Source organism: Evansella halocellulosilytica (assembly GCF_002335745.1).
Classification (GTDB): domain Bacteria; phylum Bacillota; class Bacilli; order Bacillales; family Salisediminibacteriaceae; genus Bacillus_CA; species Bacillus_CA halocellulosilytica.
Genome location: NZ_NIST01000001.1, coordinates 3,847,578 through 3,861,165 on the forward strand (window position 1 = coordinate 3,847,578; position 13,588 = coordinate 3,861,165).

Annotated in this window: 10 protein-coding genes; 1 reads left to right on the forward strand and 9 read right to left on the reverse strand. The window is 37.8% G+C overall.

The genetic code is table 11. From position 1 onward, the window contains the following. Window positions 1-9: 9 nt before the first annotated feature. The 4 genes from glnA to spoVK all read right to left on the reverse strand — a co-directional run bounded on the left by glnA (window position 10) and on the right by spoVK (window position 5,350). The gene (glnA, locus tag CD001_RS18290; RefSeq protein WP_096189041.1) at window positions 10-1,347 is read right to left on the reverse strand and encodes a type I glutamate--ammonia ligase; all 1,338 of its coding nucleotides are present in this window, start codon (window positions 1,345-1,347) and stop codon (window positions 10-12) included. Between the two features lie 485 nt (window positions 1,348-1,832). Then, window positions 1,833-3,074, reverse strand: coding sequence for a methionine gamma-lyase family protein (locus CD001_RS18295; RefSeq protein ID WP_257009993.1), 1,242 nt, complete (start codon window positions 3,072-3,074; stop codon window positions 1,833-1,835). Window positions 3,075-3,116: 42 nt separating this feature from the next. Next, complete coding sequence (gene hflX / locus CD001_RS18300) at window positions 3,117-4,391, reverse strand: GTPase HflX (protein WP_096189043.1); 1,275 nt, start codon at window positions 4,389-4,391, stop codon at window positions 3,117-3,119. A 26-nt stretch (window positions 4,392-4,417) separates the two neighbouring features. Next, window positions 4,418-5,350, reverse strand: coding sequence for a stage V sporulation protein K (gene spoVK, locus CD001_RS18305; protein WP_096190675.1), 933 nt, complete (start codon window positions 5,348-5,350; stop codon window positions 4,418-4,420). Between the two features lie 213 nt (window positions 5,351-5,563). On the opposite strand from spoVK, the gene CD001_RS18310 reads away from it, so the two are divergent. Continuing rightward, window positions 5,564-6,490 carry a tyrosine-type recombinase/integrase gene (locus CD001_RS18310; RefSeq protein ID WP_096189044.1) on the forward strand — a complete coding sequence of 309 codons (927 nt, stop codon included), beginning with the start codon at window positions 5,564-5,566 and terminating at the stop codon, window positions 6,488-6,490. A 241-nt stretch (window positions 6,491-6,731) separates the two neighbouring features. Here the strand turns inward: CD001_RS18310 and hfq are convergent, their stop codons facing one another. The 5 genes from hfq to mutS all read right to left on the reverse strand — a co-directional run bounded on the left by hfq (window position 6,732) and on the right by mutS (window position 13,524). Next, window positions 6,732-6,965, reverse strand: coding sequence for an RNA chaperone Hfq (hfq, locus tag CD001_RS18315; protein ID WP_096189045.1), 234 nt, complete (start codon window positions 6,963-6,965; stop codon window positions 6,732-6,734). A gap of 46 nt (window positions 6,966-7,011) precedes the next feature. After that, window positions 7,012-7,935 (reverse strand): tRNA (adenosine(37)-N6)-dimethylallyltransferase MiaA, encoded by a 924-nt coding sequence (miaA, locus tag CD001_RS18320; protein WP_096189046.1) that lies wholly within the window; start codon window positions 7,933-7,935, stop codon window positions 7,012-7,014. Between the two features lie 66 nt (window positions 7,936-8,001). Next, a complete protein-coding gene (locus tag CD001_RS18325; RefSeq protein ID WP_096189047.1) occupies window positions 8,002-8,787 on the reverse strand; it encodes a class I SAM-dependent methyltransferase in 786 nt (261 codons plus the stop codon). A gap of 104 nt (window positions 8,788-8,891) precedes the next feature. After that, window positions 8,892-10,805, reverse strand: coding sequence for a DNA mismatch repair endonuclease MutL (gene mutL / locus CD001_RS18330; protein ID WP_096189048.1), 1,914 nt, complete (start codon window positions 10,803-10,805; stop codon window positions 8,892-8,894). A gap of 94 nt (window positions 10,806-10,899) precedes the next feature. Beyond that, window positions 10,900-13,524: a DNA mismatch repair protein MutS gene (mutS, locus tag CD001_RS18335; protein ID WP_096189049.1), complete on the reverse strand. Its 2,625-nt coding sequence runs from the start codon at window positions 13,522-13,524 to the stop codon at window positions 10,900-10,902. Window positions 13,525-13,588 lie beyond the last annotated feature (64 nt).

The window sequence follows — 13,588 nt, forward strand, 5'->3', positions numbered from 1 at the left end:
TTTCATTTTTTAATATGTGCTTAAATATTGCTCTCTCTCCCATGGGTGAACTTGGGTACGGAACATATCCCACTCAATTTCTTTCGCTTCAATAAAGTGCTCTAAAGCGTGCTCACCTAGAGATTTTGTAATTGTTTCATTCGTTTTCAATGCATCAATGGCACCCTTTAATGTTGCCGGTAATGCACGGATCCCTTCTGATTCACGCTCAGCTTCATCCATTGCATAAATATTTCGGTTCGTCTCTTTCGGAGGTGTCATTTCTTGACGTACCCCGTCAAGGCCAGCAGCTAACAGTGCTGCCATTGCTAAGTACGGATTCGCAGATGGATCTGGACTGCGGACCTCAATACGAGTACTTAGTCCTCTTGAAGATGGAATACGTACTAACGGAGAACGGTTTCTCATCGACCAAGCAATGTAACATGGCGCTTCATAGCCTGGTACTAATCGTTTATACGAGTTAACTGTTGGGTTTGTAATGGCAGTAAATGCATCTGCATGATTAAGTATTCCAGCTAAGAATTGCATAGCCGTTTCACTTAGTTGGTTTGGCGTATTTGGATCGTAGAATGCATTTTCTTTTTCTCCTCTGAATAGAGACATATTTGCATGCATCCCGCTCCCATTAACTCCAAACAATGGTTTCGGCATAAATGTTGCGTGCAATCCATGCTTACGTGCAATTGTTTTTACGACAAGCTTAAACGTTTGAATGTTATCACATGTCGTGACTGCATCAGCATATTTAAAGTCAATCTCATGTTGCCCTGGTGCAACCTCATGGTGAGAAGCTTCTATTTCAAATCCCATATCTTCTAATTCTAATACGATATCACGACGGCAGTTTTCCCCTAGATCTGTCGGTGCTAAGTCGAAGTATCCGCCTTTGTCGTTTAATTCTAAAGTTGGTTCACCTTTTTCATCATTTTTGAAAAGGAAAAACTCCGGTTCTGGACCAATATTAAAATCTGAAAATCCTAATTCCTCTGCTTCTTTTAAAACGCGTTTTAATACGCCGCGTGGATCGCCGTCAAATGGTGTTCCATCTGGGTTATAAACGTCACAAATTAAACGTGCAACTTTTCCTTTTTCCGGAGTCCAAGGGAAAATCACCCATGTATCTAAATCTGGATATAAATACATATCAGATTCTTCAATTCGAACGAATCCTTCAATTGACGAACCGTCAAACATCATTAAATTATCTAATGCTTTTGGGAGTTGGTCTACTGGAATTTCTACGTTCTTAATAATTCCTAGCAAATCTGTAAATTGTAGTCTGATAAATCGTACATTTTCTTCTTCAGCCATTCTCGTAATGTCTTCTTTTGAATACTTACTCATCTACATTTCTCCTCCTTAAAATATTCAATGCTTTACAAAGCATTTGCTTACGTTGTTTACCTTTTTCTTTCTGGCTTTTTTCTGTATACTGTTTCTACTTTTAACATCGCAGTTGAAACCCTAAGACATAGAAATAGCAACAGTCTTTTAGAATAAAAGCCAACTTACTCAAGCAAAAATGTGCAGCTGCATTTTATAGCCAACTCCGATCATATTCTGCTCTCTTACGTTATACACATCGTAACGAATATTCCGTGTTGCATGTCATACTATGTTAGATAATCTGACAAAGAAATTTTCCGAAAAATGAATATCGTCTCGTTATTCCTGCATTATAACGGAAACCATATAAAATTTAAGTAAGTAGTGATTTTATTATATTGATTATGTTAACCATTTCTCTCCTAGATTATCATTCCCTCCAATTCGCTTAATTAAATAAATCATATTCATGTAAAAAAAGAATGGACATCATATCCACTCTTTTAATCTTGCTTTTCACGTAAAGAGCATAACCCTTGATCAAACAAGGACTTAACTGCATCAAAAACGCTAATTTTTACGTGCTCATATGTTAGTCCGCCTTGGACGTATGCTGTATAGGGTGGACGAATTGGACCATCAGCTGTTAACTCAATACTTGCACCTTGAATAAATGTTCCGGCAGCCATAATAACGTCATCTTTATAACCCGGCATATAACTAGGCTGCGGCTTTACATGTGCATCTACTGGAGAAGCTCCTTGGATCGCCTGACAAAATGATATCATCGTTTCTTTCGTAGGAAAATTAACAGATTGAATAAGATCAGTACGTTCTTCAGTCCAGCTAGGTGATGTTTCCATTCCGATTTCTTCAAGAAACTTTGCCGTAAACAAAGCTCCTTTCACCGCTTGATTGACGATATGAGGGGCTAAGAAAAAGCCTTGATACATTTCTAGTAAACTGTAAAGTGAAGCCCCGCCTTCTAAACCAATTCCAGGTGCAGTAAGACGGTAGCCGCACAAATCAATATACTTCTTTTTCCCAACTAGATATCCACCTGTTTTGACGATTCCACCGCCAGGATTTTTAATTAACGAACCTGCAATTAAATCAGCACCTACATCAGTTGGCTCTTGCTTTTCTACAAATTCTCCGTAACAATTGTCTACAAATACGATGATCGTCTCGTCAATTTCTTTTACAAAACGAATCATTTCCTTTATCTGATTGATTGTAAATGACGGACGGGAGTCATAGCCTTTTGATCGTTGAATCCCTATCACTTTCGTATTCGAGCGAATGGTCTGTTGAATGAGCTCATAATCAACTGCTTCTTCTTTTAACGGCACATAACGATAATCAATACCAAATTCTTTCAATGACCCAGATTGTTCCCCTCTAACACCTACAACTTCCTCAAGTGTATCGTACGGCTTTCCTGTTATGTATAGCAGTTCATCTCCTGGTCTAAGCACCCCGAATAAAGCAGTACTGATTGCATGTGTACCAGAAACGATCTGAGGACGGACGATCGCTTTTTCACCACCGAAAACTTCAGCATATATTCGCTCAAGTGTATCACGGCCAGGATCATCATATCCATATCCAGTAGAAGCTTGAAAATGAAAGTCTGAAACTTCGTGATTCTTAAAAGCGCTTAATACTTTTCGCTGATTGTACTCACTAACTTCATCTCTTTTTAGAAAATACGGTTGGAGTGCCTTTTCTGTTTGTTCGCGCATATCTTCAAGTTTTTTTATGTCTTTATTCATGATTGTACTCCTTTAATCATCATTTTCATGTCTTGCTTGCATTTCATGGTAAATCGCTGAATCCGGAGAAGCATAGCCGCGAACAAAATACTGCTCTCTGTCTTCGTCAAAATATCTTTCAATTTGGATAGTCTCTTGCTGTAACCGGTGAAGGAGCTTCCCTTCATTTCCTTCAAGGTACACAATATAAGGCGAAAACTGTTCTTCCATAACTGATTCAATTTTTTCTTTCAGTTTATCTAAGTCACTATCATCATGCGCACTAATTAAGATAGATGGTCCTTTCGTATAAGGGAAGAAATCTCCATATAAAGCATCCCGTTTATTGTATACAGTCAATATAGGAAGCTTGTCTGCTTCTAATTCTTCTAACAAGCTGTACACCGTTTTTTCATGATTTGGAAAATCAGCATTGGATGCATCGACAACATGAATAATTAAATCAGCCTCCTTCACTTCCTCTAATGTTGAACGGAACGCCGCTATGAGTGATGTTGGCAGCTGTTGAATGAACCCAACAGTATCTGTTAACAGTACTTCCATTCCTGATGGTAACTTCATTTTTTTCGTCGTCGGATCTAATGTAGCGAACAATTGATTTTCTACGTATACATCCGCTTCAGAAAGACGATGCAGCAATGTTGATTTCCCTGCATTTGTATAACCAGCTAAAGCAATTTGAAACGCTTGATTCTTTTTCCTTCTACTACGGTAACGTTCTCGATGAGAAACGATGTTCTCTAATTGTCGTTTTATATCAGTCATTCGATTACGAATGTGGCGTTGATCGACTTCTAATTGTGTTTCACCAGGTCCTCTCGTTCCAATTCCGCCCCCTAAACGAGACAGCATTTGTCCTTGCCCGCGTAATCGAGGTAATAAATAGCTTAATTGTGCAAGTTCTACTTGTAATTTCCCTTCTTTTGAACCTGCACGGCTTGCAAAAATATCTAAAATTAATTGAGTTCTGTCAATCACTTTTACGTCTAATGATGACGTCATATTGCGCAATTGCGAGGGTGACAGTTCATCATTAAAAATAATTAGCTCTACCTCATATTCATCGATAAGCACTTTCAGTTCATTTACTTTACCTTTCCCGATGTACGTTGCTGAATCAGGCTTTTCGCGATTTTGCGTCACTTCCATCACGACGGTTCCTCCAGCCGTTTTCGTTAAGGCTCTTAATTCTTCCATACGATATAAAAAAGACTCTTCGTCGATGTCTTGGCTTTTCACACCGACGATCAGTACTTTTTCATCTTCAACATTCCATTGTTCGTTCAATATGTTTTCCTCCTAAAAATGACTGTCTAAAATGACTCATTCGTAAAATAATAAGCTTTTCTCAAATCTTTACTTGTTAATGTCATCAGCTTCTTTTTATGATAATTATCTTCTTCTAATAAACGTACCGCCTGAGCACGAATACTTTTCTCCAACAAATTTCGGATAAACCGTCCATTACTAAAATGCTCATACTCTTCTTGTTTCGCTTCAATTAACAGTTGCCGTAACACATTTTCCGCATCCTCATTCAGCTCATACTCCCGCTCTTTGATCATTTGGTTCGCAATCATCATCAATTCATTTACGGAGTAGTTTGGGAACGTAAGCTTCATTGGAAACCTTGACGGCAGTCCAGGATTCAGCTTTAAAAACCGGTCCATTTCTTTTGGATATCCAGCTAAAATGAGTACAAAACTATGCTGTTGGTCTTCCATTGCTTTGACTAGCGTGTCAATCGCTTCTTTTCCGAAGTCTTTTTCTCCGCCTCGTGCTAAAGAATAGGCTTCATCCACAAATAGTATACCACCAATTGCCTTTTGAATAAGGTCCCGTGTCTTTTGAGCTGTATGACCAATGTATTCTCCTACTAGATCAGCCCGTTCCGCTTCAATTAAATGACCTTTTTCTAACACACCCATTTCTTTAAACAATTTGGCTATTAACCTGGCAACCGTTGTTTTACCTGTACCAGGATTACCTTTAAACACCATATGCAGAACTTGTTTTCCAGCTTTTAATCCTTCTTCTTTCCGCTTTTCATTTAAATAGATCCAAGCATATATTTCTTTAATAAATTGTTTAATATGGTTTAAACCAATAAACTTCTCTAAATCAGCTTCAATATCTTTAAAAGCAGCGTGCTTCGGCTCATGCAGCACATTCGACTCACGTTCTGAGATTTCCTGACTTGCTGATGTATTTTTTAAAACGATATTTATCTGACCTTTTCGCTTCATTTTTGACTGTTCCAATGAGGTCACCGTCCTCTATTGTATAGTGGAAAGAATCCTGTCACAACTACTATACGCAAAAGCTTCAAACACGTGACAAATGCCTATTCCCTTTACATAAAAAAATCATGCTACAATAATAAATAAAGTTTTTCTACTTTTATACATAAAGGACATAACGTTTACACGCTTCATAAACTTAACGTGAAGGTGATACAAATGGAAGAAAGTATACTTACATATTTACAAAAGATAAAAGCAAAACACCAACAGAGCACTGTAAAGCGCTATGAATATGACTTAGTCCAATTTTTTTCTTGGCTGAAATCAACAGGTCGTTCTTTTCAATCGATTGATGACCTCCATTTATACTATACCTATTTATTGGACAATCAACGCTATTCCAAAAATAGTATTCGACGTGTTTTTGCCGTTTTAAAACAATATTTTCTTTTTATTGGTCATAAAGAAGCTGTCAAGACCATTGAAGCACTTATTCAAGAACAGCACTTAATACGAAAGATTGAAAAGAGTGACATTCTTTTTCCAGATGACATTCACCTACTTTTTCAAACATTTAAAAGTGATAAAGGACTTACCGATCACCAAAAAAAATTCCGGCATAAATTCCTATACCGAAATGAGATGATTATAAATCTCATGTTAAATTACGGGTTATCTGTACAAGAAATAGCAAATATAACTGTAAACAATATTCACTTCACCTCAAACATGATTGGCGTTCAAACGAGGAAGCAGCAAATACGAACTATTTCAATTAGCAAAAGTGATAAAGAGAGTCTCTATCATTATTTTCTGTCAATACCTGAACCAATCAGGCCTAACCGGTATGATAAACACGCTTTTTTTATCGCTTTTGATTACCAAAGAGGGACTTACAGGTGGAATTATACAAACGATGAACCTAAAGCTCTATCCGTCGTCGCTATTCAAAAAATGATTCGCACAGAAATGAGACGCGCAGGTTTGAAGAAGCATTACTCTGCGAGTAGCTTAAGAAAAACGTATATTTTCCAACAACTTTTAAGTGGAAAATCTAAGGAAGATCTTCAAAAAGAATTAGCTTTTAAAACGACACAGCCATTAGATCCATACGTTAGATTCATCGAATCACTCAATGAATGAAATTACAGTGTCCATTCTACACATTGCTTATTTTAATAAAAACTTAAAAGAGTACGTTTTTGAATAATGATGTAGAGTAACGCATTGACAACTTCTTATCAAAGTTACGAAGGCTGTTCCTCACTAGGAACAGCCTCATCAAAATCATTATAGTCGTTGTCGTCAAATTCTAATACAACAGATCATAAAAATGATCGATCACAGATCCATCCTTCGAGCTTCCTCATGTTCAGCAGTAAAGTTAACTATTGTCTTGGTTCAGTTGAACATTGCGCTGCGGAGAAAATGTAGAAATCGCGTGTTTATAAACGAGCTGCTGTTTCCCATCTGTATCAAGAATAATTGTAAAATTATCAAAGCTTTTTACAAAGCCTCGCAGTTGAAATCCATTTAACAAGAAAACTGTTACGGGGATATTCTCTTTTCTCAACTGGTTCAAAAATTGATCTTGAATATTTACTGTTTGTTGTTTCATGACACATAGGCCTCCCTCTTATCACATTATTATCTATATTCGCGATTTAAAACAGCTTTCCTTCTATAAATTCATGAATTTCTTTAAGCTTTTTTTCCCGATCGGTCGACATGTCAAACCATTCAATATTCATTTTATTTCGAAACCAAGTCAGCTGCCGTTTTGCATAGCGCCTAGAATTTTGTTTAAGCGTTTCAATTGCATCTTCTTTTGATAAACGACCTTCAATGTAATCATAAATTTCTTTGTAACCAATCGCTTGGACAGATTGACAATGGTGAACACCATTTTTATATAATAATTTTGCCTCTTCAATTAACCCCTCTTCAATCATATGATCGACACGTTTATTTATTCGCTCATATAACAGCTCACGCTCCATCGTTAGACCGATCACTGTCACATCATATGGGGAAACTTTAGATTGGTGATTATGTTCACTGAATTTTTTACCAGTGACATGATAAACTTCCAAAGCACGAATGACCCTTCGAACATTGTTAGGATGTATTTCAAGATAACTGTCAGGGTCGATTCTTTTTAATTTTTCATGTAAAGCTATTTCTCCATAAGTATTGGCATAGTTTTCCATATCCATACGGTATGTCTGATCACTGTCAGAAGAAGAGAAATCATAGTCATAAATGACTGAGTTCACGTATAGCCCCGTCCCACCTACGATAAACGGAAGTTTATTTCTATCGTGTATGTCATCGATCAGTTTTTTTGCCTTTGATTGAAATTCTGCAACCGAAAAGTTTTCTGTTGGATCCTTTATATCAATCAAGTGATGAGGAATGTCGTCCATCTCATCTTGCTTAATTTTTGCTGTTCCTATATTCATTTGACGATACACTTGCATCGAATCCCCGCTAATAATCTCTCCATGAAAAGCTTTCGCAAGTGAAATACTTGTTGCAGTTTTACCAACAGCAGTAGGACCTACTAGGACGATTAGTTTCTTCATCATATCCACCTTAAGTTTCTTTAATATACATATTCAAAACTTTATTATCAAGAGTTGGTCTCATATGCGTTAAAAATGATCAATAATGCCAAAATGGTACGTTGCAGAAGGACGAACCTGTACGGTAAATCCAAACTTATCAAAGCGAGTACTTCTAAAATGATCTTTTAATACAACTCTTTTTCTTGCGACTCTTTTTGCCTCTTCGATTGTATCATAAGTCAGCTCATGGTTAACTGTCATCGGCCTCATTGCATCAAATCCAGCAGACCCTTTTACTTTTTCCTCAAACATCGGGTCAAAATAGACAACATCAATACTTTTACTTTTCTGCTTTTTTAGCCAAGCTAAATGGTGGTCATGATGAACAATAATGCGCCTCATTGCATTGTCTATTTGATCATGATGAGAATTGTATGACTTTAACCCGGACTGAACAAGGTAAGCTAACAATTTTGATGATTCGCAGCCAATTACTTTTCCCTTTTCTCCAATAGCGAGACTAGCTAATATCGCATCAGATCCTAGCCCTAACGTACCATCAAAGAAAGTATCACCCTTTTTTAACTGACATGCCTTGATGAGTGGATCTTCATTCGTCTTTAACCAATGCTTCGCTCGAAACATTGCGGCATTCGGATGAAAAAAGAAAGGGTGCTCGTTCCCTTCATTATATAATTCGATCCTTTCTTTTCCTACTACGACCACAGGTGACCGATGCTCTCGCGTGAGTTGATTAATAGGCTTCTCATTCCGCTCGACATAGCGAGCCGATAAAGACAAAGCAGTTTGCTTTGCCTTCGTTACCGTAAAAGAAGTTGGTCGGCTTGCAGTAGTAATGACTGACTGTTCCAATAACACTCATCCTCTTTTATACGATCAGCATGATAAAAGATGCCGACGATAGTATAACTTCAACTAAGGCTTTCGCCATCGTTTGGCGATAAGCCAAGTTTTGTTTACATCACTCTTTTGAACATTCTCTCCATCTCGTACGTAGAATAATGAAGAATAATTGGACGTCCGTGCGGACATGTATACGGTTCTTCACACGTCCTTAACGTTTCAAGTAATTGGAACATCTCATCTTGTGTTAAGTAACGATTCGCTTTAATCGCCGCTTTACATGACATTAAAATCGCGGCATCGTCTCGTATCTTTCCGATATCAACCATTTTATGTTCGGTTAGCTGTTCAATCATTTCTTCAATAATTTCTTGTTCTTGACCTTTTGGAAACCATGTAGGGTGGGAACGAACAATATACGTCCTCGTTCCAAACGGTTCTAAGTGAACTCCTACTTCTTTAAATACATCTGTCTTTTCCTTTATAAGTTCTTCTTCTTTTTGAGTAAACTCGAATGTAAGTGGAACGAGTAAGTCCTGTAATGTATGATCCACTTTTCTAACTTTGTCTCTAAAATATTCATATTTTATTCGTTCTTGCGCTGCATGTTGGTCAACAATATATAAGCCTTGGTCATTTTGTGCAAGAATATACGTCCCATGAAGCTGTCCGATTGGATAAATAACTGGAACTTCATTCTCATTTAAGCCGTTAGCTGTTTCTACGACTTCTTTTCGTCCATTACCCACAACGGGAGTATCTTCTTTAGAATTCTGAATTTGTGCATCTTCATCTCGAACGTCAACCGTATTTATTTGTGAATGATTTATCGAATCAGAGATTGTATCCCGCTGCTCCGCAATCGTTTCGTTTACTGGGCTACCGACTGTTTCCTTTACATAACCTTGGTGTTCATTTTCTTGATGTTGAGTAAACTGGAGTTTTGACCCATCTTGTTTCACTTCACGATGCTGAAGATCAAATGAGATTTGTTCTGATTTTGGTTTTTCATAGGTCGTTTTCTTTACTTCAGGAATAAGTCGTGTTTGTTTAAACAATTGTTTAATTTCTGTTGTCAAAAGTTCTTGCAGCGCCTGCTCTTTACTAATCCGAACTTCTAATTTAGAAGGATGCACATTGACATCAACTAACACAGCATCCATATCAATGTGCAGGACGACAATTGGATTTTTACCAATTGGTAATAAAGTATGATATCCTTCTTGGATCGCTCTGACGAGAGAATAATTTCGAATATAACGACCATTAATAATGGTGGAAATATATGAACGGTTCGACCTCGTCACTTCTGGCTTTGCAATAAACCCTTTCACTTTAAAATCTAAAGTTTCGGCTTCAAAAGGGATCATGCTTTTGGCAATATTCGTACCGTAAATGGCAGCGATCACACGTAATAAATCTCCATTTCCCATCGTTTTTAATAACGTTTTTCCGTTATGAGTCAAATGAAAGGCTACACTCGGATGAGCAAGAGCCATTCGGTTGATCACATCCGATATGTGGCCGAGCTCTGTATGGATCGTTCTTAAATACTTCAGTCTTGCAGGAGTATTATAAAACAGTTCAGATACTTGTATTTCGGTTCCTTTTCTAGAGGAAGTAGCTCCTTTGTGCACTACTTTTCCGCCTTCTAATTGAATTTCTTGCCCTTCTTTTGTACCATCACTCGTTTTTAAAGTGAGCTTAGAGACGGAGGCAATACTCGGCAATGCTTCCCCTCGAAATCCTAACGTTGCAATACGGAATAAATCTAGGTCTTCCCGAATTTTACTCGTTGCATGCCGATAAAAAGCTGTTTCAATGTCGTCCTCTTCAATTCCTTCGCCATTATCAAGAACCCGAATGAGTGAGAGTCCACCTTCTTCAATCTCAACCCGTATATTTGTACTTTTTGCATCTAACGAATTTTCTACTAACTCTTTAACAACCGATGCTGGTCGTTCAACAACCTCACCTGCTGCGATTTTATTAGATAACAAATCATCCAGTTGATGAATTTTCCCCATGCCGTACAACCTCCTCTCGTTTAAAAATACAAATGGTGTAAGTTTATGATGACTTCCGATTACCTATCTTCCTTTTTATCGATATAAAAGGTGATTATTTCAATTTTCTTTGTAATTGATCAAGAAGTTCAATCGCCTTAATAGGTGAGACATGCAATAAATTTACACCTTTTAACTCTTGAATAATCGCTGCTTCCTGATTTGTAATGGCTTCTTTTTTATTTGTCGCTTCAGAGCCTAAATTATCCTCTTCAAATAAAGTAAGCTGTTCATTCGTACTATATGAAGGTTTTTGTTCAACCGAAATTGCTTTTTCATTTTCAGTTCCTTGCTGCAATTGAGCTTGTCCATTCTCAAAATCATATAAAATTTCTTTTGCTCGTGTGATTAGCTTTTCTGGGAGCTCAGCAAGTTCTGCGACGTAAATCCCATAACTGCGATCGGCTGAACCATCCACAACTTTATGTAAAAAGACGACTTTACCATCTTCTTCGATTGCGGAAACGTGAACATTTTTAAGTCGTTCACAATGCTGTTCTAATGTCGTTAATTCATGGTAATGCGTCGAGAACAACGTTTTTGCACCTATTTCATTATGAATATACTCAATGATCGACTGTGCAAGCGCCATCCCGTCGTATGTAGATGTGCCTCGTCCGATCTCATCTAGTAAAATTAAACTGTTTTTTGTAGCTTTTGATACCGCGTGTTTCGTTTCAAGCATTTCAACCATAAACGTACTTTGTCCTTGTGCTAAATCATCGGCTGCACCAATCCGGGTAAAGATTTGGTCAAAAATAGGTAGTGTCGCCTCATCAGCAGGGACGTAGGAGCCGATTTGAGCCATGATTGAAATTAACGCTAACTGCCTCATATACGTACTTTTACCAGCCATATTCGGACCTGTAATTAATAATAATTCTCTTTCTCTATTTAGTGTCAAGTTATTAGAGACATACTCCCCGCTGTCGATCACTTTTTCAACGACAGGATGACGTCCTTCCTTAATATCGACGTCCCCTTCAGGGGTGATTATCGGTTTAACGTAATGGTTTTGTTCTGCTACAACAGCAAAGCTTTGCAGCACATCGATCGTGCTCACAATGTTAGCTAGCTCCTGTAAAGGTCGAATATATTCCTTAACGTTCTCACGAACTTCCATAAACAGTTCGTATTCCAGCTTCTCACTATTCTCTTCTGCTTCTAGTATTAAAGCCTCTTTTTCCTTTAACTCCTCACTAATATACCGTTCAGCGTTCGTTAACGTTTGCTTGCGTTCGTAACGACCTTCAGGTAATAAATGCAAATTTGCCTTTGTCACTTCAATATAATAACCGAACACTTTGTTAAAACCGACTTTTAATGATTTAATTCCGGTTTCTTCCCGCTCTTTTTTCTCCATTGAAGCAATCCAAGATTTTCCGTTTCGCATCGCATGACGATATTCGTCAAGATCAGCATTGTAGCCGTCTTTAATAATATTTCCTTCGGTAATCGAAACAGGCGGATCTTCATGGATGCTTTTCTGGAGAAGCTCTTTTAATTGTTCACAATGGTCGGTTTGCTGCAATAATTTGTTGGCAAAGTCATTTCTTAAACTTTGAACGATATCAAATAACCGAGGCACTTCTTCAAGCGATCGTTTTAATTGAATGAGATCTCTTGCATTTACATTCCCAAACGCTACCTTACCTGATAGACGTTCAAGGTCATAGACACCGATTAAATGCTCGCGCACCGCTTCACGTTCAAAATAATGTTCGATAAACGAATCAACTAGACTTAACCGCTCTGCAATGTGTTCCTTACGAATTAACGGACGCTCAACCCATTGCTTTAGTGCTCTTGCCCCCATCGCTGTTGCCGTTTTGTCTAGAACCCATAGAAGTGAACCTTGCTTCTTTTTTTCTCGGATCGTTTCGACTAATTCCAAATTGCGTTTTGAATACGAGTCAATCGTCATATATTCATTCGGTAAATAATAAGTCGCTTGTTGGATATGGTCTAACGCTCGTTTCGTCGTGCGATAAATATAAGTGAGCAGTCGCTGGCACGTCATCTTTGTCCGATAATCTTCCAAATGATTGACATACTCTCCCATACTTTCGATCTGTTCGCAGTTGTCCTCGTATGAGATTGTCACACCTAAACGGGATGTTAACAATTTCTGTTTTTCTTCACCTAAAAAAGATGGCACAACGATTTCTTTTGGCCGGAAACTTGCTGCTTCATGAGAGACATCTTCAAAACTTGTTGTAATGATTGTCGTTAACAGCTGTCCAGTTGTCATATCAATCGCTGCTAGTCCATATTCTGTTTCCGAAAAATCAGTGATCGAAAGGAGATAGTTGTTTTCTCGATCAGAAATCGCCTTCCCTTCCATGACCGTCCCAGGAGTTATAATTTGAACGACTTCTCTTTTTACAACCCCTTTTGCTTGTTGAGGATCTTCAGTTTGCTCACAAATCGCCACTTTATATCCTTTTTCAATTAGCTGTGTTATGTATTGTTCTGAGGAATGATAAGGCACTCCGCACATTGGAATCGCTTCATCGCCTTTTCCTCGTTTCGTTAATGTAATTTCAAGCTCTTTTGCTGCTTTTTGAGCATCATCAAAAAACAGTTCGTAAAAATCCCCTAAACGAAAAAATAAAAAGGCATCCTCATGCTCTGCCTTGATTCGTAAATATTGCTCCATCATCGGCGTTTGTTTTGCCATTCGTTATTCTCCCCCGTATTTCACTCGTTCTGTACATGCAAGTTCAAAAAATGAGCCTCATTTA

Excerpts from the sequence above, each read along its gene's own strand:
- miaA (WP_096189046.1), bottom strand. The coding sequence starts at position 7,935 with ATGATGAAGAAACTAATCGTCCTAGTAGGTCCTACTGCTGTTGGTAAA.
- spoVK (WP_096190675.1), bottom strand. The coding sequence starts at position 5,350 with ATGAAGCGAAAAGGTCAGATAAATATCGTTTTAAAAAATACATCAGCA.
- mutL (WP_096189048.1), bottom strand. The coding sequence starts at position 10,805 with ATGGGGAAAATTCATCAACTGGATGATTTGTTATCTAATAAAATCGCA.
- mutS (WP_096189049.1), bottom strand. The coding sequence starts at position 13,524 with ATGGCAAAACAAACGCCGATGATGGAGCAATATTTACGAATCAAGGCA.
- CD001_RS18295 (WP_257009993.1), bottom strand. The coding sequence starts at position 3,074 with ATGCGCGAACAAACAGAAAAGGCACTCCAACCGTATTTTCTAAAAAGA.
- CD001_RS18310 (WP_096189044.1), top strand. The coding sequence starts at position 5,564 with ATGGAAGAAAGTATACTTACATATTTACAAAAGATAAAAGCAAAACAC.
- glnA (WP_096189041.1), bottom strand. The coding sequence starts at position 1,347 with ATGAGTAAGTATTCAAAAGAAGACATTACGAGAATGGCTGAAGAAGAA.
- hfq (WP_096189045.1), bottom strand. The coding sequence starts at position 6,965 with ATGAAACAACAAACAGTAAATATTCAAGATCAATTTTTGAACCAGTTG.